This is a genomic window from Klebsiella sp. KTE92 (genome assembly GCF_000398905.1).
Classification (GTDB): domain Bacteria; phylum Pseudomonadota; class Gammaproteobacteria; order Enterobacterales; family Enterobacteriaceae; genus Klebsiella; species Klebsiella variicola.
In genome coordinates this window covers 362,090-388,411 of sequence record NZ_KB976100.1, presented here as the reverse complement: position 1 = coordinate 388,411, position 26,322 = coordinate 362,090, and the positions used below count along the sequence as shown (strand labels likewise).

Below are 26,322 nucleotides of genomic sequence, written 5' to 3'. Positions count from 1 at the left end.
CTCACTTCCTTTTTATTATTTAAGCAAACAGGTGTTATTGCCCGGCGATTTTCATCTCCGGCAGCAGCACAGAACCGCACTGAATGTTGCTGCGCGTTTCAATATCATCGCCAATGGTCACGATATTACGCCACATTTCTTTCAGATTTCCTGCAATGGTGATCTCACTGACAGGATATTGAATTTCGCCGTTTTCTACCCAGAAGCCGGATGCGCCGCGTGAGTAGTCGCCGGTGACGCCACTGACACCCTGCCCCATCAGTTCGGTAACCACAAGACCGGTGCCCATCTCTTTAAGCATCTTTGCAAAACTCAGGCCGCGGCCGTTAATGCGCCAGTTGTGGATGCCCCCGGCGTGGCCGGTGCTTTTCATCCCCAGCTTACGCGCCGAGTAGTTGGTCAGCAGCCACTGGGTCAGCACGCCGTCTTTGATGATGTCACGACGCTCGGTGCGCACGCCTTCGCTGTCGAACGGCGTGGAGGCCAGCCCTTTCAGCAGGTGAGGATGCTCTTCGATGGTCAGCCACTCTGGCAAAATTTGTTTGCCCAGCGAATCGAGCAGGAAGGTGGATTTGCGGTATACCGAACCACCGGCAATCGCTCCGACCAGGTGGCCAAACAGCCCGGTCGCCACTTCGTTGGCGAAAATAACCGGCGCCTTCATGGTCGATAGCTTACGCGGCGCCAGACGCGACAGGGTGCGGCGAGCGCACTCTTCCCCGACCCATTCCGGGGACTGCAGATCCTCGATCGCCCGGCCAATGGTGTAGGCGTAGTCGCGCTCCATATCGCCATCATCTTCCGCGATGACGCAGCTGGAGAGCGAATGGCGAGTCGAGCAGTAACTTTGCAGCATGCCGTGACTGTTACCGAACACTTTGATGCCGTAGTGGCTGTTAAAGCTGCCGCCTTCGGTGTTGGTGATGCGTTTATCGGCCTTCAGCGCCGCTTGCTCCGCGCGGGCGGCCAGTTCGATGGCTTCGTCCGGGGAGACCTCCGCCGGGTGGAACAGGTCCAGATCCGGGGCGTCAAAGGCCAGCAGCTCTTTATCGGCCACACCGGCAAACGGATCCGGGGAGGTGTAGCGCGCAATATCCAGCGCCGCCTGTACGGTGCGGGCGATGGCGTCCGGGCTAAGATCGGTGGAAGAGGCGCTGCCCTTGCGGTTCTGATGGTAAACCGTAATGCCTAACGCCCCATCGCTATTGAATTCTACATTCTCCACTTCGCCATAGCGGGTGCTGACGCCGATGCCCGTCGTTTTGCTGACGGAGACTTCCGCACCGTCAGATTTACCTGCCGCCAGTTCCAGTGCCGTGGTAACGGCTTCTTCCAGCGTCTTACGCTGCTGTGCAACTTGAGAGATGACTTTCATTGCTAATGCCATAATGTAAGAAGGAGTTAACTGAAGTCTAACAGAGAACCGTTTTTCAGTGCGCGCCTTAACTGGTAACATTAGCCTCTTTTTTTAAGGAGCCTGAGATGACAAAGCAGCCCGAAGACTGGCTCGACGACGTGCCCGGTGATGACGTTGAAGATGAAGATGATGAAATCATCTGGGTCAGTAAGAGTGAAATTAAGCGCGACGCGGAAGAACTGAAGCGTCTTGGCGCGGAACTCGTTGACCTGGGGAAAAACGCGCTGGATAAAATTCCGCTGGATACTGACCTGCGCGACGCCATCGAACTCGCCCAGCGAATCAAAAAAGAGGGTCGCCGCCGCCAGCTGCAGCTTATCGGTAAGATGCTGCGCAACCGCGATGTCGATCCGATTCGTCAGGCGCTGGACAAGCTGAAAAACCGTCACAACCAGCAGGTTGCGCTGTTCCACAAGCTGGAGCAGATCCGCGACCGACTGATTGACGATGGGGATGACGCTGTCGCTGAAGTGCTGAACCTGTGGCCAGATGCTGACCGTCAGCAGCTGCGTTCGCTGATCCGCAATGCGAAGAAAGAGAAAGAAGGCAACAAGCCGCCGAAATCGGCGCGCCTGATCTTCCAGTATCTGCGTGAACTGGCGGAAAACGAAGGCTAAGTCCCGCTGTTTTTGCCCGCAATATTCTCCCGGATGGCGGCGCGTTGCGCCTTATCCGGGCTACGGAGCCCTGTATATCAACCGGTTACTCTGTTTCGTAGGCCCGCGCAAGCACAGCGCCGCCGGGCAACCTGTACCAGACTCCGTTCCCGTCGTTGTGCCGGATGACGGCTAACGCCTTATCCGGCCTACGGAGCCCTGTATATCAACCGGTTACTCTGTTTCGTAGGCCCGCGCAAGCGCAGCGCCGCCGGGCAAGCTGTACCATGCTCCGTTCCCGTCATTGTGCCGGATGGCGGCTAACGCCTTATCCGGCCTACCTTCACCCCAGTTCTAAGGTTTGCGCCAGCAGGGATGTACCCTCCGTATCGCCTGGGGCCCCTCATCCGCACGACGATACGTTTGTTTTTTGCCTTGTCGCCAAGCTGAATCGTTAAAGCTAAAAACAATGTAGATCACATATCCTGGTGATAAATACGCATTACTTAGCAAAATAATACGACTTTCATCTCATTTAACATCATAAAAACGGCCACTTTCTCACCAGGTGAGGCGCTTCACATTTTAATCACCCCCATGCCGGTAGATTTCACACGTCAATGACACAATCGATTCAGCAAAAAGGGAATAAAAATGAAAAAGACATTGGTTCTGACGACGATCGCCCTGCTGGTTTCTGGCTCAGCCGCGGCAAAAACATGGGTGCTGACGAACGCTGAAGAGGGCATGGATAAAGGAAACTGGCAGATCAGCAGCGATCAGCTGAAGGTGAAAGACCATGTGTTCAGCATTGAGCAAAAAGTCCTGCACGGCGGTAAGCAGGAAGGCAGCAAAATCCTCACCATTCACAGTAAAGACGGCCTGACCATCACTCTCAGCCCAACCCGCGGCATGAACTTACTGCGTATTGAGGGTTTCGGCAGCCGGATGGGCTGGGATTCGCCGGTTAAAGAGGTCGTCAACCCGGCGTTTATCAACCTGGAAAGCCGCAATGGACTCGGCTGGCTGGAAGGATTCAACGAGATGATGGTCCGCTGCGGCTATGAATGGACCGGCCATCCGGTGACCGCGGACGGGCAGATTTATACCCTGCACGGCAAGGCGGGCAACACGCCGGTCTCGCGGGTAGAAGTCGAGGTGGCTGACAGCGCGCCGTATGAAATCCGCATCCGCGGCCTGGTGAAAGAGAGCACCTTCAAAAAAGCCGATCTGCAGACCCTGACCGAACTGCGCTACGTGCCGGGCAGCAACAGCTTCAGCCTGCATGATGTCTTAACCAACCATGCTGACTATCCGCATGATTATCAGATTATCTACCACAGCAACTTCGGCACCCCGATTCTGGAAGAAGGCGCGCGCTTCCTCGCCCCGATGTCCAGCATCAGCCCGTTCAATGATTACGCGAAGAGCGGGTTAAAAACCTGGCAGACCTATCAGGGACCGACCAAAGATTTTGACGAGATGGTATTTAATATTCAGCCGCTGGCCGATGAAAATCACCAGACCCTGGCCGCGGTGGTCAACAAAGCGGGCGATAAAGGGGCCTCCATTCAGTTTGATACCCGTCAGCTGCCGGTCCTGACGCTATGGAAAAACACCGACACCATCAAACAGGGCTACGTCACCGGTATCGAACCGGGCACCAGCTACGCCTATCCGGTCACCATTGAACGCGAACAAAAACGCGTGAAGCAGCTGCAGCCGGGCGCCAGCGCGCAGTTTGATCTGACCTACACCCTGCTGCACGACAGCGCTCAGGTGGCCGCCGTTGAGCAGAAAATCGCGCAGATTCAGGGCGACAATAAAGTCGCGGAGAACGAGACGCCGATCGCCAAAGAGTAAGGTTGTAACCAGTGAATTCCCGGAGCGGGGCGACGCCCCGTTCCGGACTACTCCCGCCCCATCACCTCGCGCCCGAGATCCCGGGCAAACTGCTGGTACTGTCGCTCATCGATCGGCTGCGGGTAGCTCAGCACCAGCAACTCATGATCCGCGATGCCCTGATGATAGCTCGGGTGATGATGCGCCCACGCATTGGCATGAAATCCCATCGACTGATAAAAGCGCAGCCGTTTATGAGCGATTGCCGTGGTTAGCGGATCGATTTCCAGAATGGTCAGCGGCGCGCGCGTCAGGATCTGCGCCAGCAGCTGTTTACCATAGCCGCGGGAGCGCAGCGTATCGTCGATCGCCAGATGTTCGATATAACCGTAGCCGGCAAACTGCCAGCAGCCGCTGAGGCCGATAAATACGCCCTCATCGAACCACGCTTCCAGCGCGTAGCGCGGGTGGCTCAGCGCCTGAAGTTTGGCGTCGCTTTCGCGCTGCTCGTGCCACGGAAAGGCGCGCGCGTAGAGCGCGTCCAGCGTGGCGAAATGGGGCGAGTCGGTAGAACGTAATCTTTCGCAGGTCAGCATGGCACAATCCCTGGTGGCGAAAACAAAACTGCCCTCACACGGAGGGCAGTGATCGGAGGCGTTCGAGCTTATTCTGCCGCGGCCGCTTTTTGCGCCAGCTTATCCAGCAGCTTCTGATGAATGCCACCGAAGCCGCCGTTGCTCATCACCAGGATATGGTCGCCCGGGTGGGCGGTTTTGACCACCATCTCCGCCAGGGTATCGACGTCGGCGCTCCAGTGGGCCGGCTGGACGCAGGCTTCCGCCACTTCCGCCACCTGCCACGGAATATGCTGCGGCTGCAGGAGGAACACTTCATCAGCGCGACCGAGAGACGGCGCCAGATCGTCTTTGCAGATGCCCATTTTCATGGTGTTAGAGCGCGGCTCCAGCACGGCGAGAATGCGCGCGGTGCCGCCCACTTTGCCGCGCAGCGCCTGCAGCGTGGCGAGGATTGCCGTCGGATGATGGGCGAAATCGTCATACACGGTGACGCCGTTGGCTTCGCCGCGCAGCTCCAGGCGACGGCGGGCGTTGATAAAGCTGCCCAGCGCGTTCGCGGCATCCGCCGGCAGCACGCCGACGTGACGCGCCGCGGCAATCGCCATCAGGCCGTTATGCATATTATGCTCGCCGACCAGCGCCCACTTCACTTCACCAACCTTTTCGCCATCGAGCAGCACTTCCCACTGCGAGGCGTCGGCGTTCAGCTTCTTCGCCTGCCAGTGGCCCTGCTCGCCCACCAGCTCCTGCTCGCTCCAGCAGCCCATCGCCATCACCTGCTTCAGATTGATGTCGTTCTCCGGCAGGATGATTTTGCCTTTGCCCGGCACGATACGCACCAGATGGTGGAACTGTTTCTGAATCGCCTTCAGGTCGTCAAAGATGTCCGCGTGGTCGAACTCAAGGTTGTTGAGGATCAGCGTCCGCGGGCAGTAGTGAACAAACTTGGAGCGCTTGTCGAAGAAGGCGCAGTCATATTCGTCGGCTTCAATCACAAAGAACGGGCTGTCGCCCAGGCGCGCGGAAACATCAAAGTTCCCCGGTACGCCACCGATCACGAAGCCCGGTTTATAGCCGCAGGCTTCGAGGATCCAGGTCGCCATCCCGGCGGTGGTAGTTTTGCCGTGGGTCCCGGCGACGGCCAGCACCCAGCGATCGCGCAGCACGAAGTCGTGCAGCCACTGCGGGCCGGACATATACGGAATATTATTTTCCAGCACCGCTTCAACGCACGGGTTGCCGCGAGTCATGGCATTACCGATGATCACCAGATCCGGCCGGGGCTCCAGCTGACTGGGGTCATAACCCTGAATTAAATCAATCCCCTGGTTTTCCAGCAGGGTGCTCATCGGCGGATAGACGTTAGCATCCGACCCTGTTACCTCATGACCGAGGGAGCGCGCCAGCATGGCCAGGCCCCCCATAAACGTGCCACAGATTCCTAAAATATGAATGCGCATTCGTCATTTCCTTCTCTTATCCGGGGCACATTTTACCCATATCCCGGGCCCTGGCGAAATGCATTTCAGGCGAATCTGTATTTTGCTGGCGCGATTCACCAGTGCGCACTTTTTTGATTCTTTGTTAAGATTGTTGCGTTCGTTTTACTCAACATAAAAATGCAGGGAACGAGTTATGAAAACGTTAGGTGAGTTTATTGTTGAAAAGCAGCACGAGTTCTCCCACGCCACCGGTGAGCTGACTGCTTTGTTGTCAGCAATAAAGTTGGGCGCCAAGATCATCCACCGCGATATCAACAAGGCCGGTCTGGTCGATATCCTGGGTGCCAGCGGTGCTGAAAACGTTCAGGGCGAGGTTCAGCAAAAACTCGATCTGTTCGCTAATGAAAAATTAAAAGCCGCACTGCGAGCACGCGATATTGTTGCCGGGATCGCCTCCGAAGAAGAAGATGAAATTGTCGTCTTCGAAGGGTGTGAACACGCCAAATACGTGGTGCTGATGGACCCTCTGGATGGCTCCTCTAACATCGACGTTAACGTCTCTGTCGGAACGATCTTCTCTATCTACCGCCGCGTCACGCCTGTCGGCACGCCGGTGACAGAAGAAGACTTCCTGCAGCCGGGTAACAGGCAGGTGGCCGCGGGCTATGTGGTCTACGGCTCTTCGACGATGCTGGTATATACCACCGGTTGCGGCGTCCACGCCTTCACCTACGACCCGTCCCTCGGCGTCTTCTGTCTGTGTCAGGAGCGCATGCGCTTCCCGGAGAAGGGCAATACCTACTCCATCAACGAAGGCAACTACATCAAATTCCCGCAGGGCGTGAAGAAGTACATTAAGTACTGCCAGGAAGAGGACAAAGAGACTCAGCGTCCTTATACCTCACGCTATATCGGCTCGCTGGTGGCGGACTTCCACCGTAACCTGCTGAAGGGCGGCATCTACCTGTATCCGAGCACCGCCAGCCACCCGGACGGCAAGCTGCGCCTGCTGTATGAATGCAACCCGATGGCCTTCCTCGCCGAACAGGCGGGCGGTAAGGCCAGCGACGGTAAAGAGCGTATTCTGGATATTATCCCGGAAAGCCTGCACCAGCGCCGCTCCTTCTTTGTCGGTAACAACCACATGGTTGAAGACGTCGAGAACTTCATTAAAGCGTTCCCGGACGCCTGATCCCTGCCCTCCCTTCCCGCCTTGCGGGAAGGGAGTTCCCTGTCAGCGACTCCCCGCTCCGCTCACCCGCGTCACCGCCGCATTCTGCCGATTTTCCCACAGCACCGTCAGCCCACGCTGCAGCGCGATAAAGATAAACAGCAAAATACCGATCGCAATTTTCGTCCACCATGAGCTGAGGGTGCCATCGAAGTTGATGTAAGTCTGAATCAGCCCCTGGATCGCCACCCCGAACAGCGTTCCCAGCACGGTGCCAACACCGCCGCTGAGCAGCGTACCGCCGATCACCACCGAGGCAATCGCGTCCAGCTCCACGCCAACGCCCGCCAGCGCATAGCCCGCCTGGGTATAAATGGAAAAGACGATCCCGGCCAGCGTCGCCAGCCCGGTGGAAAGCATATAGATACGGATCGTGGCGCTGCGAGTCGAAATCCCCATTAAATTCGCCGACGTCGCGTTGCCGCCGATGGCATACACCTGGTTGCCAAAGCGGGTGCGATGGGCGACAAAAATACCGGCCACCACCACCAGCAGCATCAATAGCCCCATGGCGCTGAGACGACCGCCGCCGGGGATGGTCCATGCCAGTCCGGACAAGGTGTCGTAGACCGGATGGTTAATCGGAATCGACTCCTCCGACACCAGATAGCTGACGCCGCGCAGGAAGAACATGCCGGCAAGCGTGATGATAAAAGCCGGGATCTTCAGCGCGTCGATAAGCAGCCCCATAAACGCACCGAAGGCGCAGCCCATCACCAGCACCAGTGGAAACGCCACCAGCGGCGATATTCCCCAAAAGCCAATCGCTTTGGCGAGGAAGACGCCGGTAAAAGCGATCACCGACCCCACCGACAGATCGATCCCACCGGAGAGGATCACAAAGGTCATGCCCACGGCGATGATCCCGAGGAAGGCATTATCCGTCAGGATATTGCAGATCACCCGCGTTGAGGCAAAGCCGGGGAACTGCGTCAGGCAGTAGAGATAGCCCAGCACAAACACCGCCAGGGTGATCATCAACGGTAAATTACGTTTTATCATGGCCGCGTACCCCTTTCAGTAAACCGATAAAGCGCGGCGACTGGACAATCAGTACGCACAGCACCACCACCGCTTTCACCACCTGGTTGAGCTCCGGCGGAAAGCCAGAGAGCAAAATGCCAGTATTCATTCCCTGGATAATCAGCGCCCCCACCACCGACAGCAGCAGGTTGAAGCGCCCGCCCATCAGGGAGGCGCCGCCGATGACCACCGCCAGAATGGCGTCCAGTTCGAGCCACAACCCGGCGTTATTCGCATCCGCGCCGCGTATGTCCGCCGCCACGATAATCCCGGCAATCGCTGCGCAGACGCCGCTCAGGACATAGGCCAGCATCACCACGATACGAGTATTCACGCCGGCGTTTTTCGCCGCGCGGATGTTAATCCCCACCGCTTCGATAAACATGCCCAGCGCCGTTTTACGGGTAAACAGCCAGAACAGCAGCAGGGTGGCGGCGGCGATGATCACCGGCGTCGGGAACAGCAGAAACGATCCGCTGCCGAGCCACGCCAGGGCCGGGGAATCAAAAGTGACGATCTGCCCGGCGGTGATCAACTGCGCGACCCCGCGCCCGGCCACCATCAGGATCAACGTCGCCACGAAAGGTTGGATCTTAAGGATCGCCACGAGGATGCCGTTCCACAGCCCGGCCAGCGCACCGGCCCCCAGCGAGGCTAGCACCACCACCGCCAGGCTGTGCCCGGCGACGGTCATCGAGGCGGCCGTCGCGCCGGCAATCGCCATCACCGCCCCCACTGACAGGTCGATGCCGCCGGTGGCGATCACCAGCGTCATGCCGATGGCCAGCAGCGCCACCGGCGCGGCGCGGTTAAGAATATCGATCGGGCTGCCAAACAGGCGGCCATCCTGGAGCACCACCTGATAAAAATGGGGCGCCACCAGGCTGTCGACCAGCAACACCAGCAGCAGGGCAATAATCTGCGGGGTACCCTTCGGCCAGCTGAAGCGTCGCTTCTCCGGGCCGGTTTGCGAAAGAGATCGAGGCATCATGAGTTACTCCTTATGCCGCAATAGCGTTCATGATCGCCGGTACAGAGAGCTCGGCGAGCGGGATCTCCGCCACCTGTCGGCGATCGCGCATGATAATGACCCGATCGGCGTAACCCACCAGCTCCTCCAGTTCAGAGGAGATAACCAGCAGCGCCAGACCATCGGCGCAGAGGGTTTCAATCAGGCGAATAATTTCCGCATGGGCGCCGACGTCGATGCCGCGGGTCGGCTCATCGAGGATCAGGAACTGCGGTTTGGTCAGCAACCAGCGGGAGAGCAGTACCTTCTGCTGGTTGCCGCCAGAGAGAAACTCGATCGGCTGCTCCGCGCTCGGGGTACGGATCCCCAGCTGGCGAATAAAGCGCTCGGCGATCTCGTTCTGTTCACGCCGGGGGATCGGCCGCAGCCAGCCGCGCTGCGCCTGCAGGGCGAGGACGATATTTTCCCGCACCGAAGCGGCGGCGATAATGCCGTCGGTTTTGCGATCTTCAGGACAGAAGCCGATCCCGAGGCAGGAAGCCTGATGCGGAGAGCGCAGGGTCTGCGGTTTGCCTTTGATCCACGCCTTCCCGCTGTCCGCCGTTTTAATACCGAAGATCACCTCGGCGGTTTCCGTGCGTCCGGAACCCAGCAGGCCGGCGAGGCCCACAATTTCGCCCGGACGGACCTGCAGGTCGAACGGGGCGATGGTGCCTTTTTTACCGTAGCCTTCAAACGCCGCCACCGGCTTATCGCTCAGCAGGGTACGGCCCGCCCGCTGCAGGGCATTGTGGTCCAGTTCGCGACCCAGCATCATTTTCACCAGCTCAATCTGCGGTAGCTCGCGAGTCTCGCGGCAGCCGACGAAACTGCCGTTGCGCAGCACGGTGATGCGATCGCTGACCGCATAGACCTGATCGAGAAAATGGGTGACGAAGATTAGGCTGACGCCGTTATCCCTGAGCTGGCGCATCAGGGTGAACAGCATCTCCACCTCCTGGGTATCGAGGCTGGCGGTGGGCTCGTCGAGGATCAGCACTTTGGCCGACAGGTCGATGGCCCGACAGATAGCGACGATCTGCTGCATCGCCACCGAAAAGCGGTTCAGCGGTTCGCGCACGTCGAGAGAAAAGCCGTAGGAGGCCATCAGCGCCGTCGCCCGCGCCTCCATCTCTTTGCGTCGCAGCAGGCCAAACCGCCGCGGCTCACGGCCGATGAACAGGTTATCCGCCACCGACATATTGGGTAGCAGGTTCACTTCCTGGTAGACGGTGCCAATCCCCAACTGCTGGGCATGGGCGGTATTTTTGGGCGAAATAGCCTGGCCTTCCAGCCAGATGGTGCCGCGATCGGCATGGTAAACGCCGGTAAGCGCTTTGATCAGCGTCGATTTTCCGGCGCCGTTTTCGCCCAACAGGGCCATGATTTCGCCGCGCCGCAGGCTAAAGTTGACGTTATCCAGCGCCTTAACGCCGGGGAAGAATTTACTGAGTCCTTCGGTACGAAGGATCTCCTGGTGTGCCTCGGCGCTCATAATCGATGTCACCTTCAAATGATGTCAGGTTACCCCGGGTCGCACTGGGCTTCCCGGGGTTACTGGAACGCTGCTTTTCACCCTCTCCCACTGGGGAGAGGGATGGAATGAGGGGCTCCCCACTCAGTAGCCCATATTTTTCTTCTTCTCTAACTCTTCTTTCGCCGTATCCGGCAGATACAGCGTCGATTTGGTAATGGTCAGCTTCTCAGGCAGGGTGCCGTCTTTTTTGTATTTCTCCAGCGCATCAAACGCCGGGCCGGCCATATTTGGCGTCAGTTCGACGCTGGCGTTGGCTTCACCAGCGATCATGGCTTTATAGATATCCGGCACGCCGTCGATGGAGCCCGTGAGGATATCTTTGCCCGGCTTCAGACCCGCCTCTTTAATGGCCTGGATGGCCCCGATTACCATGTCATCGTTATGGGCGAAGACCATGCAGATGTTTTTGCCGTTATTCTCAGCTTTGATAAAGCTCTCCATCACCTCTTTCCCTTTGCTGCGGGTGAAGTCGCCGGACTGAGAGCGGATAATTTTGATATTCGACGCTTTGGCAATCGCGTCGGCGAACCCTTTCTTACGATCGATGGCCACGCTGGCCCCAACGGTGCCCTGCAGTTCAACGACGTTACACGGCTTACCGTCGACGGTTTTCACCAGCCAGTCGCCAATCAGCTGGCCTTCCAGCACGTTGTTGGCGGTCACGGTGGTCATGTAGAGATCTTTATCTTTAACATCAATGGAACGGTCGAGGAGGAAGACCGGGATCTTGGCCTCTTTCGCCTCTTTCAGCACCGGTTCCCAGCCGGTGGCCACCACCGGTGCAATGAAGATCGCGTCGACCCCTTGAGCGATAAAGGAACGCACTGCTTTGATCTGGTTTTCCTGTTTTTGCTGACCATCAGCGATCTTCAGGGTGATACCGCGCTTGGCGGCCTCCTCTTTCGCGACGCTGGTTTCCGCCGCACGCCAGCCGGATTCAGAACCGACCTGCGAAAAACCTACGGTTAGCGGGGCAGCTATCGCCATAGACGACATAGCTGCGGAAACTGCTGTGACAAGAAGTAAGCGCTTCCACATAAGGGTATCCTCGTAGGGTTATTGTTGGTTAAAGTCTCACCTGCGGACAAACTATAGACAATCGGTGATGTAACTGAATGCGTTACATCACACTTCAAAAAAGTAAATGAGATGTTAATGATGGCCCCGCTGCCCAGCGGAGAGCCGATAAGGCTTCGCAGGGAGCGCGGCTGTTGCGGTTTATGACGTTTTTTTAAGCAGTTTGGTAAATCAATCACATGCAATGAAAACGGTTACATAAATTTATTCATGATGTGGCTATGTTTATGGATTTTCATGTCATTATTACGCGAAAAATTCGGAGCACTCCGCGGCGATATCGGGAAAAAGAAGCGAAGACTTTCGATGTGAGTTGGCTATAATACCGAGCACTTGTTTGCCATACATTTTAAAGGAAACAGACATGAGCTTACTCAACGTACCTGCGGGCAAAGATCTGCCGGAAGACATCTACGTCGTGATCGAAATCCCGGCGAACGCAGATCCTATCAAATATGAAGTCGACAAAGAGAGCGGTGCACTGTTCGTTGACCGTTTCATGTCCACAGCAATGTTCTATCCGTGCAACTACGGTTACATCAACCACACCCTGTCCCTGGACGGTGACCCGGTTGACGTGCTGGTCCCGACGCCGTACCCGTTGCAGCCGGGCTCCGTGATCCGCTGCCGTCCGGTTGGCGTTCTGAAGATGACCGACGAATCCGGTGAAGATGCGAAACTGGTTGCCGTACCGCACACCAAGCTGAGCAAAGAATACGATCACATCAACGATGTGAACGACCTGCCGGAACTGCTGAAAGCCCAGATCACTCATTTCTTTGAGCACTACAAAGATCTGGAAAAAGGCAAGTGGGTTAAAGTCGACGGTTGGGACAACGCGGAAGCAGCGAAAGCTGAAATCGTTGCCTCTTTCGAGCGCGCAAAGCAGAAGTAATTCTGTCTCAGGCAGGGTCATCCCCTGCCTGATTGCGGCACGGATAGCCGCGATAACACCATGGAGGGTGTCCCGTGAAAAGCGTTCGCTATTTCACTCTGAACTATACCGGTTTCACCACCGCCGCCTGTGAAAAACAGGGATATCTGCGCCTTATCGCCGGCGAGCATGTCTTTTATACCGATAAACGCTATTTTAAAGACCCCGCGCTTTTTGACCGCCTGACGATCAATCAGCCTCTGCACCTTGGCGTCCGCCGTCTGGACAACGGCTGTTACTGGATCCACTGGCTCAGCGATGGCGAAACGCTCCTTGAACCCAGTCAACGGGTAACGCGCTGGGCCCGTCCGCTGCTGATTATCAGCCTGCTGACGCTCATCGTCGCTCTTATCCCGCTCGTGATGAGCACCTCAGAATGGGGAAGGTTCGGCTGCGGCATTATCGCGATACTGGCCTTCATCGGACTGTTAACAGGGCTCTATGAGCGACTGTTCCACCCGGTGCTAAAACGGCACCCCGCCATGCGCGATCTGCTGACGAAGATGGCGCAGGCCCGCCGCCGCGACTTTTCCTTTTGCCAGCGGCTACCTGCAACGGCGCGGGCCGTCCGCCAGTCGGCAATGCCTTTTACGCAAGCCCTGCCGGAACGCTATGCCGTCCGGACGGGAAAAATTAGCAATATCATTTTTAAGAAGTGGTTCGCGGGGAACCCAACGCGGGAATACCATGGCGTTGGGATACAATGCGACACGGCGCCGCTGGCCTTCTGGTGGCAGGCAGGCTGCGCCAATTTCGCGCTGCATCCCGTTCTCTATCGTCGTCAGCCACCGTTTATCGCCATTGGCGATCGCCTCGTCGCCGTGTACGAGCGCGACAGCCGTGCGATCCACGCGCTATACAATGCCAGCGACGGCGCGGCTTATATAAAAAACCATCCACTCTATCCAGGTCGCCGACAACTGGCGCTGCTCTATTACCTGTTTTACGGCCTCGCGCTGGTGATGTATCTGCTATTTCTCGCTGTTGAACTCATCAGTGCCCTTCAGTCAGGCCGGAGCGTCTGGTGGCAGGTTCAGGATTCACTGGACATGCTGTCCCTATTATTACTCAGTTTCGGCGGGATCCTGGCGGTACTGGAGCTGATTGGCCCAACGGCCTGGTTATTATCACACCGGGTAGCTGACTGGCTGAAGATGCGCTCGGCGATGCGGCGCTACCTGCAGGGAGTGGCCCGCCATACCACGCTTGAGGAGATCATGTAATGTTCAGTACTCCAACACGACGATTATTCTTTCTCGCGCTGACGACGCTGGCTTCCGCGATGTGGCTGGCAAAGGATCGTTTGCCACTCTGGTAAGGCGCCGGGGCAGAAAAAACAACGCCACCCGAAGGTGGCGCTGTCGTGGTTAATACTGGTCGCGATCCAACCAGTTGCCGTTCGCTATCAACGTACATCCCTCAACGGAACGTTGATACACATACATCCATGCGCTGCCGTAAGGCGTCTGAATGAGGTGGCGCGCATACTCGCCCCCCTTCGTGCGTAGCGCATCCAGTTCGGCCAGCGTCGATGCATCAATACGATAAACTTCACCATGTACTGTGCCTTCGCCGGGCACCGCGCCTGGATAGTGGCCCAGGCTGTACAGCTGATAATCGTTGACACTATGAGCGCCCAGCCACTGGGCGTTGGTCATCCAGTGGCTGTTGCCTTGTTTGCGTCGTAAACTGCCGTAAACAAATATTCGCATTGCTAAAACTCAAACTGATAGAGCAAATCGAGCGCCTGGTCAATGCCAGACACCGCTTCCACATATAGCCTAGGCATCAGGCGATAACGTAAAGTCAGCGTCGCCAGGGAGTCGAAAATACCGACCCCATATTTTACCTGCAGACCCGGCAGTACATAGCCGCTGACCACCACCTGGGAAGAGTCGCCTACCCCTTCGGTGTCCAACGCCAAATTGCTTACGCCAAACGTCTCGCCGATTTTACCCACAACCTGACCACTTTGTGCAACCCCCATTCCAATAAGCATTGAGGTCATCGCGGCGCTATCGCTCTGTCCGCTGCTCAAACCCTGGCCGCGCAGCAGATAAGATAGCGCTTCCTGCTGGGACATCACCGGGTCAGAGAAGATCTCCGCTTTCGGCTGATCGGCGGAGCCGGTGACGCGAACGCCGGCGATCACATCGTCTTCGGTAGCATCCGGGTTACGAATCGCTTCGATATTCAGCAGCGGCTGGTCCGGCGGACCGGAGAACAGCAGCTCCCCTTTGCGAACAATCAGATCCTGACCATAGGCGTGGAAGCGGCCGTCCGGAATATTGATCTGCCCGTTGAGGCCCAAGCCTTGCTTGTCCTGCGCCACTTTCAAATCACCGGTCAGACGCGCTTTCAGACCAAAGGCTTCCAGACGCACGTTGTTGCCGACGTGAATCGTCAGGTTGCTGTTGATCGGGATACCGGCGCTCTGCTGATTAATCGGCTTGAGGTTTTTATCCAGCATCACTTCATCAGAGGAGACGCCAACCGCGCTCTCTGGCACCTCGTTGACCACGATCCGCGCCCAGGGCACATCCACCTTGCCATCAAGGCTGAACAGGCTCGGCGTGGCGGTAAATACCACGTCCGGCGACACATCGAGACGCACCATCGGCGGCACCGTGATCCGCACCCGGCTGCCCTTCGCTGCAATCTGCGCCCGCCAGTTATCGATCTGCGTCCAGTCGGCGTTGCCGCTGAGAGCAATTTGCCCCTGGCGGGTGTTCACCGTCCCCTGCAGGGTCGAGCGCGTGCCGTTGAAGTTCATCGCCAGCTGGCTCGGCTGCATATCAAACGGCATGAAGTTGCCATCGATATCCACCCCGCTGAGCTGCATCTGGCCGAACAGCTGCGGGCTTTTCACGTTGCCGCCCAGACGCAGACGGGCGTTGAGCCTCCCCTCGGCTTTTTCGCCGCGAGCGAAAATCGGGTTGATCATCGCCAGCGAGAAGTTGCTGATATTGACGTTGCCACCGAGATTACGCCGCCCCTGCGGGTCGGTGACCTGCACCTGCCCATCCAGTTGACCATTGTTGGTCAGGCGGATAAGCCAGCCCAGCTCGGCGCGATTGTTATGCAGGTCGGCGCTGAGGTTCAGCGTATCGAATGCCACCGGCAGCGGCGCGTCGTTGACCACCTGGGTCACCTTGACGTTGCGCCCGCTGAGGGTCACTTTGCCCTGCGGCAGCCCCTCTTTGGTGGTGTCCCAGCTCACATCGGCATTACCGGTAAACACGCCGCTGGCCTGGGTCGCCTCCGGCATAAACGGCTTAAGCATCGCCAGATCGAAGCGGTTGAGGTTCACTCGCGCCCGCCCGCTGGCGCCCGCGTCGATGGTCTGCGGGACGCAAAGCTCGGCGTTCGGGTTGGTCCAGCAGTGTGGCCCAATGCTGATTTTCTGCTCCTGGTTGCGGTAGTCCAGCGCAATGCTGCGCGTCAGCGCTACCGGCCCTACCGGCGTCTGGAAGCGGGTATCGCTCAGCGAGCCTCTCCAGCGTTCGGCCTGACGATCGAAGCTGCCTGCCAGCGTCAGCTGGCCGGAAACCGGATCGCCCTGCACGCGCAGCCGCAGCTCATGCTGCTTCTCAGTACCTTTGGCATTGAGCTGCACCAAACTGATATTGACCCCCGGCTGGCTAATGCGATCGACCCGCACATCCAGATTACCGCCAATCTGATCGGTGGATTTCACGTCCCCTTTGACGTTGACCTGGGCGATCGTCAGTTCCTGCCAGCGCAGCGCCCGGGCGGTGATGTCGGCCAGAAGCTGCGGCGCATCGACAGTGCCGCGCACTTTCACCAGCCCCTTCGCCGTTCCGCCAAGCCCCGGCAATGCATTATCCAGATGCGGGGCATCGATAGTGGCGTCGAGGTTAAGATCCTTCACCCCAAGCTCACCTTTGATATCGGCGCTGTTCGGGCCTAACGCCAGGTGCAGGCCCGGGATTTTCCACTGCAGATAGCTGTTACCCTGCAGCGAGCCCGAAACATCCACTTTGTTCTGCTTCACGTTGCCGGTAATTTTCAGCTCCGGCACCGACATCTGCCAGCTGCCGCCGTACAGGCTGCCCTGGGTCTTGATCATGCCGTTGAGCTTCGACGGCCAGTCCGGCACCTCTTTGGCGGTGTTGATCCCATCGAGGGTCAGCTCGCCGCGCCAGCTGATCGCCTGCTGCCAGTCGAGCAGCGCCTTCAGCTCGGTTTTCCCTTCCAGGGCGTTGACCGTCAGCTTGTCGAGATTAATCTGCCGCTCATTGCCTTTGGCGTTGAGGGTGATTTTCGCCGGCGGCAGCGACTGACCTTTCACCGCCGTGGAGAAGGCCAGCGCGTAGTCGGTCATTTTGCCGCTAAACTTCAGCTGGACGTCGTCGGCCTGGAACTGCTTCTCGCCGCTGAATGGCCAGGCGAGCTGCTTACTCTTCAGCTCCATATTGAGCGGCAGCCCGGCCTCCGCCAGCTGCGCATCCGCGCGCAGCGTGGCCGCGACCGGCCCGCTTAAGTCCACCCCGACCTTAAGCGTTTTACGCACTTCGCCGCCCACCTTCAGCTGCACCTTCTCCCCTTTCATCGGGTCAACGTTCAGCGTTCCGGCGAGGGTAATGTCCACCGGCCAGTTATCCTGCAATTGCGCGTGGCCCGAGGCGCTGACCTTGCCCTGATCGGAGTCGATATCGAGGGCGTCGAGCTTCATCTGACCGTCGATACTGCTGACTTTCAGCAGCAGGTTATACACGGTGATGTCGGTATCGCCGGTCAGGCGTAGTTGTTCCCCGCGGAACGCCTGAATATTGAGGTTCAGCGGCAGATGGACATCGGTCATTGCCGGCAGCACCGGCTGCGAGAAGAGGTCGGTCATCGTCTCGCCGAGCGGTTTTTCCTGCGGCTTCGGGTTGTCGATTTTCGGCTCGACCACCTGCTCCTGCGCCACTTTCGCCACTTTCGGCAGGGCGATCAGCAGCCCCTGCAGCGAGGTCGGCGTCAGGGTCAGGTTTTTCTCCTGCCAGTTCAGGCCGGTGGAAAAATCGCGCACGGACACTGCGGTATCGTCGATTTTGACGTTGACGTTATGCAGTGCGACGCGGCTGAGGGTGATCGGATAAGGGGTGGAGAGATTCAGCGGCCCGCTGTCTTCTTCCTCGACCGGCGCGGCGGGCGGCATCTTCTTCGTATCGACAGCGACGTAAATATCGCGCAGCGCGATGTCGTTCACGCACAGGCTGCTGTCCCACAGGCAGCGCAACCTGACGCTGAGGTGAAACTGGCCGGCGGTGACCGCCACGCCGGGCTGCTCGTAGCGGACATTATCGAGGGTTAAATCACGCCAGCCACCGGTGACTTTGCCGATATCCAGCCCCGGTACCCAGCGATCCGCCGCTTTGAACACCAGATGCAAGCCGGTGGTCGTCCCCACCAGGAACCCGACGGTGCCCAGCAGGAGCACCAACACGATTAAGACGCCGAGGCTTATTTTCTTCCATAAACTCATAATTCAGGCCCCAGACCGATGTAAAACTGTAAACCATGCTCTTCTTTGTCGCCGATCGGCCGGGCGATATCCAGCTTGATCGGCCCCACCGGCGACTGCCAGCGCACGCCCACCCCGGCGCCGGTTTTGAAATCGCTCTCGCGAATATCGCTGACCGCTTCGCCGCTATCGACAAACACGGCGCCCCACCATTTACCACTGACGTTGTACTGATACTCCAGCGAGCCGGTCGCCAGCTTCGAGGCCCCGATCAGCTTGCCGTCATCGTCCTTCGGCGAGATAGATTTGTATTTATAGCCGCGAATACTGCGGTCGCCCCCGGCGAAAAAGCGCAGATCCGGCGGCACCTTGTCAAAGTTATCCGCTTCGATCCAGCCAAGGTTGCCGCGCACCACAAAGCGGTGGCGGTCATAGAGGGTACGGATCCAGACGTCCTGGGCCTGCATCACGATGAAGTTGATGTCCGAGCCCCACATGGTGTTGGAGTAGTCCACGGAGTAGCGCTGTGAATCGCCCCAGGTGGGCATCAGACCGCCGCGAGAGCGAGTGCGGTTCACCGAGACCCCAGGGTAAATCAGCATGGTGGTGTTGGTGACGTTCGCCTGGGTAAAGTGGTCCAGGCTCCAGCGCAGGTTGATCGCCCGCTGCCAGCCGCTCGACATCTCCCAGAAACGCGATACCCCAAGCGTGGTGGAGTCGGCCTGGGTGTCATTAAGATCGGTGCGCTTAAAGCCGCCCTGCATCAGATAGTACTGCTCGAGCGGGCTCTTCAACAGCGGGACTTTATAGGTAAAGTCGAACTGCTGCTCCGGAGCGGAGAGGCTGACGCTGGAGGTCAGGCTGTGGCCATACGAGTTCATCCACGGTTTTTTCCACGTGGCTTTCACGCGCGGCCCGACATCGGTTGAAAAACCAACCCCGGTTTCCACGGTGTTCTCTTTGCGTGGCGAAACAACGCCCTGCAGAGGCAGCACCTTGGTTTTCCGTGACTTAGCGAAATCAGGCGCCACCACGACTGAACTGAACCAGCCGGTCGCCGCCAGGCGGCGGTTTAGCTCGGCCAGATCCTGCGAGGTGTAGTAGTCGCCCTCTTTAAACGGCACGAGGTTTTGCAGGTATTCATCGCGAATTTGCGATCCGGAGAAGGTGACGTGACCAAAGCGATAGCGCTCGCCGCTGTCGTAATCGATATCCCAGAACGCCTGGTGGCGGTCAAGGGAGACCCCGAGCTGGCTTTTGTTGAACTCGCTGTCAAAGTAGCCTTTGCGCAGGGCGACGCGGGTCAACGAGCTCTTGAAACCGTCATAATCGCCATGGTTCAGCACCGTCCCGATGGCCGGACGCGTTTTTAGCAGCGCCAGATAGTCGCTATCGGTACGGGCGCCGCCGCGCAGAATGACCTCGGTTCCACCAATGCGCACCGGTTCACCCGGGGTCACTTTGGCGATCAGCACCTGACGCCCCCTTTTCGGCGGCGGACGTAAATCAAATTCAATCGTCGGCTCGTAATAACCCAGCGCTTTCAGACCTTCGCGAATGGCGTCATCGACGCGCGCGCGAAAGCGACGATCCGGCGTGACCTCATCACTCTGGATGGTGGAAAGCTGGGCGCGAACGTTTCTCTCCAGCTCCCCGGATAATCCCTCAACCTGCAAACGCACATTCGCTGCGCTGGCGACCCCGCTGACCAGCAAAAGGCTGGTGATACATAACTGGCGGATTTTTAGCACATTTTCTCCTGAATCTCCCTGTTTCCCCCTACAGGAAACACTGGCGCCGCTCCACGGCTTAACAAAACCCTAACAACCAGGGTTGAAAAAGTGGCAATAACCCAAATAATTCTTATGTATTAATCTAGACGTATTACGCGTGTTTATTGTGTTAAAAGACACGCTTCGTTACAACCTTAACGACGATTTCTGTATTGAGAGGCCAACCGTGAGTCTATTTGATAAAACGCATCTTGTCGCCCAGGCGGATGCGCTGCCTGGACGCAATACCCCCATGCCAGTGGCGACGCTCCACGCAGTTAACGGCCACTCGATGACCAACGTCCCGGCGGGGATGGAAGTGGCGCTGTTCGCCATGGGCTGCTTCTGGGGAGTGGAGCGCCTGTTCTGGCAATTGCCGGGGGTTTACAGCACCGCCGCAGGCTATACCGGCGGCTATACGCCAAATCCGACCTATCGCGAAGTGTGCAGCGGCCAGACCGGTCACGCGGAAGCAGTGCGCGTGGTTTACGATCCGCAGGTGATTAGCTATGAGCAGTTATTACAGGTGTTCTGGGAAAATCACGATCCGGCGCAGGGCATGCGACAGGGCAACGACCACGGTACCCAGTACCGTTCGGCGATTTACCCGCTGACGCCGGAACAAACGGCAGCGGCAAAGGCCAGCCTCGCCCGCTTCCAGGCGGCGATGAACGACGCGCACGATACTCGTCACATCACTACCGAGATCGCTACCGCCAAACCCTTCTACTATGCCGAAGACGATCATCAGCAGTATCTGTATAAAAACCCGCACGGCTATTGCGGCATCGGCGGCATCGGCGTGTGCCTGCCGCCTCAGTAACAACCCGATTGCGCTATCGGGGAGTGGTGGTTAATCAGAAAAGACCGGGCCCGCAGGGAAGTGGGCCAGAAATGCCGTCACGGTTAACCATTCACGCAATGACGGAAACGTCATCTCTTTCTCTGCCAATGCCCGATCGAAAGCGATTAGCGAATCGATGCCTGCCGTTCCGAACACGCCCCCGGCCCATAGTATTCTTTGCGCCTGGTCCCGCGCCCAGCCACTCTCGCTACGCCAGGCAAGGATATGCAGCAGAGCCTGTAATAAAGAGGCGACGTGGGTGCGCTGCTCTTTCACCAGCCGGCGGTAAACAGGCAGAGCAACACTTCTTATAATGTCGATACTCTCCCATACCGCCTCGTCTTTCAGCAGCCTCCCGGCCTCTTCGCACAGACGATTATGGGTAATAACCTCTTTTTTCTCGATGGTCTTCCCGGCAGCAATCACCATCCCACCCAGCAAATAGAGCGACTCTGGCAATAATGGCAAAACAACCCGCCGTTCTCTGGCAAGCTGCTGTCCGGCATAAAGGCAGTTAACCACTGTTTTTTGGACGTTGTATGGCTCGCTGTGGCTATCGAGGAGGTGTAACTCAGGTACCAGGTGATTCACTAAATCCACCGCCCGGACAGAGTGAAGAATAATGCTGCTCTGTTCGGAGGTCTGTATTCTCTGCACATCCAGTAAAACAGTCTCTTCCATTTTATTTTCCCTCTGTTATACGTACTTGCACAACGCCCATGCCGGGACGCATCTGATTCCAGCCTTCGCTTAATCGCGCAGCATCAGTCATACCCCACCTCAAAACAGGGGTGAAAGAGAGGACATAAACTTAGGTAAGGTATTTATCAGCGCAACGAGAGTGAGCAACAAACAAAAGAGATAGCTGATCGCCATGCATATTTGTAATAACCGTGGCGCCTTGTATCCTTTATTAATATCCTTTCGCCACAGCAGCAGGCAAATAAACAAGCCGGCGACCGGCGTGGATACCGCCGTTGCCACATTCGCTAAGTAAATTAACTGCACCGGCGAACCGCCAAAGCTAAAGCAGATTAACCCCGCCACCACCAGCACCACCATGGATCCCCACTGGACCGCTTTACTCTCCAGCGCGGTAGATTTATTGAAGCCGGAATTGAGCAGCACAACCCCACGCTGAGTATTCCCCAGTAGAGATGAGAAACCCGCCCCCAATAGGGCGACACCCATAATGTATTTTGCCGCCCGTCCCATACTGGGCGTTAACAAATCGGCCAGCTGCGTCGGCGTATTGATTGATATCCCTTGCGGAAAAAGGATGATGGCCCCCACCAGAATAATCGCCCCGCTGATCAGCAGCACACCGATAATATGGGCGACGGTATCCGCCACCATCACGCCATTAAAGAGGTCATCTTTTTTCCATTTTTTCTCTTTGCCAAGGTAAGTGCCGTAGATCCCGGTCGTCAGGGAGGCATTGGTACTGATAAAGCCCAGGGCGGTGACTAAACTCCCCGCAGGAAACATCCAATGCGTTAACCCTTCGCCACTGGCTTTCCAGTCTGGTCCCCCCGTCCCTACCAGGGTAATATAAAAAGCGATAATCATTGCCACAATACAAATAGTGATCCCTTTTTCGACTTTGGAATAAACGCCTTTAGAGAAATAGCAATAGATCATCACCGCAATCATAATTAACGCACCGAGTTTCCAGTCAATGCCGAAAACCAGGTTCATGCCGGCCCCGGTACCCGAGATATTCCCCATGGTAAAAAAAAGACAGGCTAAAAAAGTAGCCACCCCCACAAACCCCGAGGCGACTTTACCGTAATAGTGACGTATCGCCTCGATTGACGGCATTCCGGTGAGCATCGAGATACGATAGGTCGTCAACATAAACGTGATCCCCATAAAGGCAATGGGGATCAGCAGCCATAACAAAGAGTAGCCATAGTCCGCCCCTAACATCGACGCGGTGGTGATAGCGCCGGGACCGACAACGACCCCGGTAAGAACAATACCCGGACCAATACGGCGAATTAATTGAGAGAAGGGAAGTTTTTCTATTTGTGCGGGTACAGTGGAAGATGTTTTTTCTAAATTATTCATGACAGCCTCATTATATTATCTTTACAGAATATTATATGGCCAACCTTATATATTGAATAAAACCGGATAGTCCCTGGTAAAACCAACCCGTATTCATGAAGAATACGGGTTTAACATACAAATAATGAATTAAATAACCGCTTTTTTAATACCTGCTTCACGGATAGCCGCTTTGATCTCTTCTTCCGCGCCGGGTTCCAGCGGTAACAACGGTGAACGAACGGTCGCGTGTTCCAGGATGCCACGTTCAACCAGAGCATGTTTCAGCGCGACCGTGCCTTCCATATGCGAGCCACGGTGATAAACGGCCTTGGTAACCGGCAGCAGACGATCGTGAACCGCTTTGGCCTTCACATAATCCTGCGCTTTTCCGGCCTCCAGCAGCTCTAACAGGAGTTCCGGCGCAATATTGCCATACCCCACCAGGAAACCATCAATATCAAAAGCGGTATGCAGCAAATATTCATCATGACAGCTGAGGATTTGTAAATCAGGGCGTTCGCGGCGAATCACCGGAATTTCCGTATCCCAGCGGCGCATATTCCGCACGCCATTTTTCATCGCAAAGACTCCCGGTTGCGCGGAGATATCCAGCATCGTTTCGAGGTTATAGGTGGCTTTCGTGACATCCGGATACTGAAACAGAATAAGCGGCAGGCCGCTCTCTTCGTATACCACGCGATAACGATCCTGCGGCGCCCCTTTTTGGTAGCCAAAACGCAGCCAGCCATGGGAGGGATACAGCAGGCCAGCAGAGGCGCCAGCGTCGACGGCACGCTGTGCTTCCAGCGCCGCCACTTCCGTCCCTTCGCCGGTAATACCGGCGATAACCGGCACGCGGCCTTCGGTCGAGTCCACAAAACTACGGATAACATCGGCCTGCTCCTGCTGAGTCAGGAAGGTACCTTCCCCGGCATGTCCCAGCACCACCAGACCTTTCACGCCTTTCACGCTGCCAAGCCAGGAACCTAAGCGTTTGATCGCTTGATGATCGATGCGTCCATCGCGGGTAAAAGGGGTAACGGGGGCTGGAACAATACCACGCAAATCAAGTGCTTTCATGTTAACTCCTTACACATTTCAACAATAAAGATGATAAAATCCCCTTCTTGAAATCGATTGCAGGAACGATTGCAAGTGAGTTGAAATGTCTTCCCTTTACTCCGCAAGATCAAGGGTACTCTGCGAATAAATGCAATTCGAATCACAAAAAAGAGCGGCTTAAATGTTTATCAATCTGCATTACGTGATCTATTTCCCACATTATTGCCTGTTACCGCTCACGCCAATTCAGTTGCGTGGGCGAAATAACTACGAATACAATCTCAGCTGAATTTAAACAGGGAATCGGTCATGGGAAATCAGTCATCTTCAGAGCAAAATGGAAGAACGATCACGATGCAGGATGTGGCACGCGCTGCAGGCGTGAGTGTTTCAACTGTTTCACGCGTGCTGGATGAACGTCTCCCCCCGTCCCGCAGCCCTTCCGCTGAAAAAATACGCGAAGCGGCGAAGCAGCTGGGTTATCGACGTGACTATGTGGCGTCAAGTCTGCGCCGGGGCGATACCGGCACGATAGGCGTCCTGGTCCCCAGATTGACTGACACGGTGACGGCGATGTTCTATGAAGCCGTCTCTCAGGCCGCTGCGCGCCATGGGTATTTCACGGTAGTGGCCACCTGTGGCAACGATCCAGAAACGGAAGAGCGCGCCACGCAATCTCTGTTAGACCGCCGGGTGGACGGCCTGATCCTTTCCACCTGCCGCCTGGGCGATCGCCTGCCCCAGCAGCTACGGGAAAAACAGATCAACCATGTTCTGGCGCTACGCACCGACGGCATTAGTCCATCGGCCATTGGTGATGACGAACTGGGGGGTTATCTGGCGACCCGCCATTTACTGGATTTAGGGCACCGGGAAATCGGCATCATTGCCGGGCCGAATTTTTCATCAAGCACCTTAAACCGGCAAAAGGGTTTCCTGCGTGCCATGCAGGAAGCGCAGGCCGAGGTGAATCCCCAGTGGTGGCGAGATTCCGATTTTACCATTGTGGCCGGTGAAAACGCCGGTTATGAAATACTGAATAGTCCTGCGCGCCCCAGCGCCATTTTCGCCGTCAATGATGACCTGGCGATCGGCGTGATGGCGGCGGCACATCGACTCGGGCTGGAGATAGGCCGCGACGTTTCGCTGGTGGGCTATAACGATATTCCTTTGGTCAGCCGCCTGCCGATCCCCTTAACCTCGGTAAAAACGCCGCTTGATCAGCTTGCCAGCCATGCTGTCGAATTACTGTTAAGCAACCATGCGGAAAATCCCCAGCGCTATTCTCTGCCGACGCTGATCCCGCGCGCTTCCACGCGGCCTTATCGCTAAGCGGCGAAGGTTCCCGGCCCAAAGGGTGTGACAGGGCCGGGGCAGTATTTAATATTATGCCAGCTAATGTTATCAGATATTGATTCTTGCTCTTCAGGGGGAGGTTATAGCGTAAACGTCATGCCAATACGATACCGTGATTCTGAGATTTTATTTTGGCCGTCATGGTAGCCCTGTTTCCCGAGATAATCATATTCGATATAGGGACTAAACCAGTCATTCCATTTATAGCGTAGCGTTAGCGCATTTTCTGTCGCCGAAGACTTATCATTTTTATACTTATAGTCGTCATTGACGTGGCGATAGACCGTGCCTTGATATAAGGCGCTCCATTGTGCATTAAATTTATAGGCAACATATAAATCCAGACGATTGACGCTATCCCGATGCGACTCACCGGCACTATTGACCGTTTCATAAGTGTTGTAGTCATAGCGATAACGCAGCCCAAAGGTAAGGTCGGGCGTGGCTTTATAATTAACGCGCAGATAAGGCCGTAGCTGAGTGCCTTTGCTGCTCCAGTGATAGATGCCGCCAGGCTGCAAGGCCCATTTTTCAGCGAATGGCCAGCTATAGTTAACCTCTATTTCATTATAATCGACCGTGCTGTCGCCAAAGGAGTGGGAACCATCAGCTCTGTCAGTACCCTGGTTGCCCTGATGGTTATTTTTGTTGTTTTTGTTATCCATCTCCATACTCGCCCACCAGCCTGTTTCCCATCCCTGGCTGACCTTATAGCGGGACTCGTAAGAGTGGCTTCCCGCCCGATATCCTCCCCTGACATCAAAGGTCAGCGCGTGGCCGGCTGCAGGAATGCCAAGAACGCAACACATAATAAAAGCGGTTTTTGTATGCATATTTTATCCCTAAAATTAATCATCTTGAAATGAAACGGAAAAGAATATGACGGTATCTATATATTATATAAACCAATGTGAAATCGTTTGCGGTATCGTTTTCAATTACAGATATATTTCTATTACTAAATACGAATGGTCAAGACGGTAAAAATACCGATGCTATTCTCATCACAAATTTTCATCCGCTATTATCATGGCAGATGAATTTCTGTGATCGACTCCGCTCCCTTTATTAGCGGATCAT

General features: G+C 56.4%; 21 protein-coding genes and 1 pseudogene. 7 read left to right on the top strand and 15 right to left on the bottom strand.

Translation table 11 applies throughout. From position 1 onward, the window contains the following. Window positions 1-34 precede the first annotated feature (34 nt). Complete coding sequence (gene pmbA, locus A1WC_RS23050) at window positions 35-1,387, bottom strand: metalloprotease PmbA (protein WP_008807141.1); 1,353 nt, start codon at window positions 1,385-1,387, stop codon at window positions 35-37. A 95-nt stretch (window positions 1,388-1,482) separates the two neighbouring features. Between pmbA and yjgA the strand changes: the two genes are divergently transcribed. After that, window positions 1,483-2,034, top strand: a complete 552-nt coding sequence (yjgA, locus tag A1WC_RS23055; RefSeq protein ID WP_004177664.1) for a ribosome biogenesis factor YjgA — start codon at window positions 1,483-1,485, stop codon at window positions 2,032-2,034. Window positions 2,035-2,367: 333 nt separating this feature from the next. Here the strand turns inward: yjgA and A1WC_RS27755 are convergent. Continuing rightward, window positions 2,368-2,483: pseudogene (locus A1WC_RS27755) on the bottom strand (hypothetical protein). Between the two features lie 184 nt (window positions 2,484-2,667). On the opposite strand from A1WC_RS27755, the gene A1WC_RS23060 reads away from it, so the two are divergent. Next, window positions 2,668-3,876 carry an aldose 1-epimerase family protein gene (locus A1WC_RS23060; RefSeq protein ID WP_016160164.1) on the top strand — a complete coding sequence of 403 codons (1,209 nt, stop codon included), beginning with the start codon at window positions 2,668-2,670 and terminating at the stop codon, window positions 3,874-3,876. A gap of 47 nt (window positions 3,877-3,923) precedes the next feature. On the opposite strand, the gene A1WC_RS23065 is transcribed toward A1WC_RS23060, so the two are convergent. Continuing rightward, entirely contained in the window at window positions 3,924-4,451 is a 528-nt protein-coding gene (locus A1WC_RS23065) for a GNAT family N-acetyltransferase (protein ID WP_008807143.1), read from the bottom strand. A 68-nt stretch (window positions 4,452-4,519) separates the two neighbouring features. Beyond that, the gene (gene mpl, locus A1WC_RS23070) at window positions 4,520-5,893 is read right to left on the bottom strand and encodes a UDP-N-acetylmuramate:L-alanyl-gamma-D-glutamyl-meso-diaminopimelate ligase (RefSeq protein WP_016160163.1); all 1,374 of its coding nucleotides are present in this window, start codon (window positions 5,891-5,893) and stop codon (window positions 4,520-4,522) included. Between the two features lie 175 nt (window positions 5,894-6,068). Between mpl and fbp the strand changes: the two genes are divergently transcribed. Beyond that, window positions 6,069-7,067, top strand: a complete 999-nt coding sequence (gene fbp / locus A1WC_RS23075) for a class 1 fructose-bisphosphatase (protein ID WP_008807144.1) — start codon at window positions 6,069-6,071, stop codon at window positions 7,065-7,067. A 42-nt stretch (window positions 7,068-7,109) separates the two neighbouring features. On the opposite strand, the gene yjfF is transcribed toward fbp, so the two are convergent. The 4 genes from yjfF to ytfQ form a co-directional block, all read right to left on the bottom strand. After that, the gene (gene yjfF / locus A1WC_RS23080) at window positions 7,110-8,108 is read right to left on the bottom strand and encodes a galactofuranose ABC transporter, permease protein YjfF (RefSeq protein WP_002886825.1); all 999 of its coding nucleotides are present in this window, start codon (window positions 8,106-8,108) and stop codon (window positions 7,110-7,112) included. Continuing rightward, window positions 8,095-9,120, bottom strand: a complete 1,026-nt coding sequence (ytfT, locus tag A1WC_RS23085; protein ID WP_008807145.1) for a galactofuranose ABC transporter, ATP-binding protein YtfT — start codon at window positions 9,118-9,120, stop codon at window positions 8,095-8,097. The genes yjfF and ytfT overlap by 14 nt, the downstream gene beginning before the upstream one ends. A gap of 10 nt (window positions 9,121-9,130) precedes the next feature. Further along, window positions 9,131-10,633 (bottom strand): galactofuranose ABC transporter, ATP-binding protein YtfR, encoded by a 1,503-nt coding sequence (ytfR, locus tag A1WC_RS23090; protein WP_008807146.1) that lies wholly within the window; start codon window positions 10,631-10,633, stop codon window positions 9,131-9,133. Window positions 10,634-10,756: 123 nt separating this feature from the next. Further along, window positions 10,757-11,713, bottom strand: coding sequence for a galactofuranose ABC transporter, galactofuranose-binding protein YtfQ (gene ytfQ / locus A1WC_RS23095; protein WP_008807147.1), 957 nt, complete (start codon window positions 11,711-11,713; stop codon window positions 10,757-10,759). Window positions 11,714-12,116: 403 nt separating this feature from the next. Here ytfQ and ppa point away from each other — a divergent pair, with 403 nt between their 5' ends. Together ppa and A1WC_RS23105 are read left to right on the top strand one after the other, a co-directional pair. Beyond that, entirely contained in the window at window positions 12,117-12,647 is a 531-nt protein-coding gene (gene ppa, locus A1WC_RS23100) for an inorganic diphosphatase (protein WP_002886766.1), read from the top strand. A 74-nt stretch (window positions 12,648-12,721) separates the two neighbouring features. Then, complete coding sequence (locus tag A1WC_RS23105; protein WP_016160162.1) at window positions 12,722-13,909, top strand: hypothetical protein; 1,188 nt, start codon at window positions 12,722-12,724, stop codon at window positions 13,907-13,909. A gap of 144 nt (window positions 13,910-14,053) precedes the next feature. Here A1WC_RS23105 and A1WC_RS23110 read toward each other — a convergent pair whose 3' ends face one another. The 3 genes from A1WC_RS23110 to tamA are packed head-to-tail and all read right to left on the bottom strand — an operon-like array spanning window position 14,054 to window position 19,907. Beyond that, window positions 14,054-14,398: a gamma-glutamylcyclotransferase family protein gene (locus A1WC_RS23110; RefSeq protein ID WP_008807149.1), complete on the bottom strand. Its 345-nt coding sequence runs from the start codon at window positions 14,396-14,398 to the stop codon at window positions 14,054-14,056. 2 nt (window positions 14,399-14,400) lie between these two features. After that, window positions 14,401-18,177, bottom strand: coding sequence for an autotransporter assembly complex protein TamB (gene tamB, locus A1WC_RS23115; RefSeq protein ID WP_008807150.1), 3,777 nt, complete (start codon window positions 18,175-18,177; stop codon window positions 14,401-14,403). Next, the gene (gene tamA / locus A1WC_RS23120) at window positions 18,174-19,907 is read right to left on the bottom strand and encodes an autotransporter assembly complex protein TamA (protein ID WP_008807151.1); all 1,734 of its coding nucleotides are present in this window, start codon (window positions 19,905-19,907) and stop codon (window positions 18,174-18,176) included. The genes tamB and tamA overlap by 4 nt, the downstream gene beginning before the upstream one ends. A 208-nt stretch (window positions 19,908-20,115) precedes the next feature. Between tamA and msrA the strand changes: the two genes are divergently transcribed. Next, window positions 20,116-20,751 carry a peptide-methionine (S)-S-oxide reductase MsrA gene (msrA, locus tag A1WC_RS23125; RefSeq protein WP_008807152.1) on the top strand — a complete coding sequence of 212 codons (636 nt, stop codon included), beginning with the start codon at window positions 20,116-20,118 and terminating at the stop codon, window positions 20,749-20,751. A 30-nt stretch (window positions 20,752-20,781) separates the two neighbouring features. Here the strand turns inward: msrA and A1WC_RS23130 are convergent, their stop codons facing one another. From A1WC_RS23130 to A1WC_RS23140, 3 genes are all read right to left on the bottom strand, one after another. Further along, window positions 20,782-21,453, bottom strand: a complete 672-nt coding sequence (locus tag A1WC_RS23130; protein WP_008807153.1) for a hypothetical protein — start codon at window positions 21,451-21,453, stop codon at window positions 20,782-20,784. Between the two features lie 99 nt (window positions 21,454-21,552). Beyond that, the gene (locus tag A1WC_RS23135; protein ID WP_016160161.1) at window positions 21,553-22,842 is read right to left on the bottom strand and encodes an Nramp family divalent metal transporter; all 1,290 of its coding nucleotides are present in this window, start codon (window positions 22,840-22,842) and stop codon (window positions 21,553-21,555) included. 129 nt (window positions 22,843-22,971) lie between these two features. Continuing rightward, window positions 22,972-23,904, bottom strand: coding sequence for a dihydrodipicolinate synthase family protein (locus tag A1WC_RS23140; RefSeq protein WP_008807155.1), 933 nt, complete (start codon window positions 23,902-23,904; stop codon window positions 22,972-22,974). A 291-nt stretch (window positions 23,905-24,195) separates the two neighbouring features. On the opposite strand from A1WC_RS23140, the gene A1WC_RS23145 reads away from it, so the two are divergent. Further along, on the top strand, window positions 24,196-25,218 hold the full coding sequence (locus A1WC_RS23145) for a LacI family DNA-binding transcriptional regulator (protein ID WP_012543095.1): 1,023 nt from the start codon (window positions 24,196-24,198) through the stop codon (window positions 25,216-25,218). 104 nt (window positions 25,219-25,322) lie between these two features. Here A1WC_RS23145 and A1WC_RS23150 read toward each other — a convergent pair whose 3' ends face one another. Continuing rightward, complete coding sequence (locus A1WC_RS23150; RefSeq protein WP_016160160.1) at window positions 25,323-26,075, bottom strand: oligogalacturonate-specific porin KdgM family protein; 753 nt, start codon at window positions 26,073-26,075, stop codon at window positions 25,323-25,325. Window positions 26,076-26,322: the final 247 nt, after the last annotated feature.

Coding starts and splice junctions, on each gene's coding strand:
- A1WC_RS23065 (WP_008807143.1), bottom strand. CDS start 4,451: ATGCTGACCTGCGAAAGATTACGTTCTACCGACTCGCCCCATTTCGCC.
- pmbA (WP_008807141.1), bottom strand. CDS start 1,387: ATGGCATTAGCAATGAAAGTCATCTCTCAAGTTGCACAGCAGCGTAAG.
- yjfF (WP_002886825.1), bottom strand. CDS start 8,108: ATGATAAAACGTAATTTACCGTTGATGATCACCCTGGCGGTGTTTGTG.
- tamB (WP_008807150.1), bottom strand. CDS start 18,177: ATGAGTTTATGGAAGAAAATAAGCCTCGGCGTCTTAATCGTGTTGGTG.
- A1WC_RS23135 (WP_016160161.1), bottom strand. CDS start 22,842: ATGAATAATTTAGAAAAAACATCTTCCACTGTACCCGCACAAATAGAA.
- A1WC_RS23145 (WP_012543095.1), top strand. CDS start 24,196: ATGGGAAATCAGTCATCTTCAGAGCAAAATGGAAGAACGATCACGATG.
- ytfQ (WP_008807147.1), bottom strand. CDS start 11,713: ATGTGGAAGCGCTTACTTCTTGTCACAGCAGTTTCCGCAGCTATGTCG.
- A1WC_RS23140 (WP_008807155.1), bottom strand. CDS start 23,904: ATGAAAGCACTTGATTTGCGTGGTATTGTTCCAGCCCCCGTTACCCCT.
- mpl (WP_016160163.1), bottom strand. CDS start 5,893: ATGCGCATTCATATTTTAGGAATCTGTGGCACGTTTATGGGGGGCCTG.
- yjgA (WP_004177664.1), top strand. CDS start 1,483: ATGACAAAGCAGCCCGAAGACTGGCTCGACGACGTGCCCGGTGATGAC.
- ppa (WP_002886766.1), top strand. CDS start 12,117: ATGAGCTTACTCAACGTACCTGCGGGCAAAGATCTGCCGGAAGACATC.
- A1WC_RS23150 (WP_016160160.1), bottom strand. CDS start 26,075: ATGCATACAAAAACCGCTTTTATTATGTGTTGCGTTCTTGGCATTCCT.
- A1WC_RS23110 (WP_008807149.1), bottom strand. CDS start 14,398: ATGCGAATATTTGTTTACGGCAGTTTACGACGCAAACAAGGCAACAGC.
- ytfR (WP_008807146.1), bottom strand. CDS start 10,633: ATGAGCGCCGAGGCACACCAGGAGATCCTTCGTACCGAAGGACTCAGT.
- ytfT (WP_008807145.1), bottom strand. CDS start 9,120: ATGATGCCTCGATCTCTTTCGCAAACCGGCCCGGAGAAGCGACGCTTC.
- A1WC_RS23130 (WP_008807153.1), bottom strand. CDS start 21,453: ATGGAAGAGACTGTTTTACTGGATGTGCAGAGAATACAGACCTCCGAA.
- fbp (WP_008807144.1), top strand. CDS start 6,069: ATGAAAACGTTAGGTGAGTTTATTGTTGAAAAGCAGCACGAGTTCTCC.
- A1WC_RS23060 (WP_016160164.1), top strand. CDS start 2,668: ATGAAAAAGACATTGGTTCTGACGACGATCGCCCTGCTGGTTTCTGGC.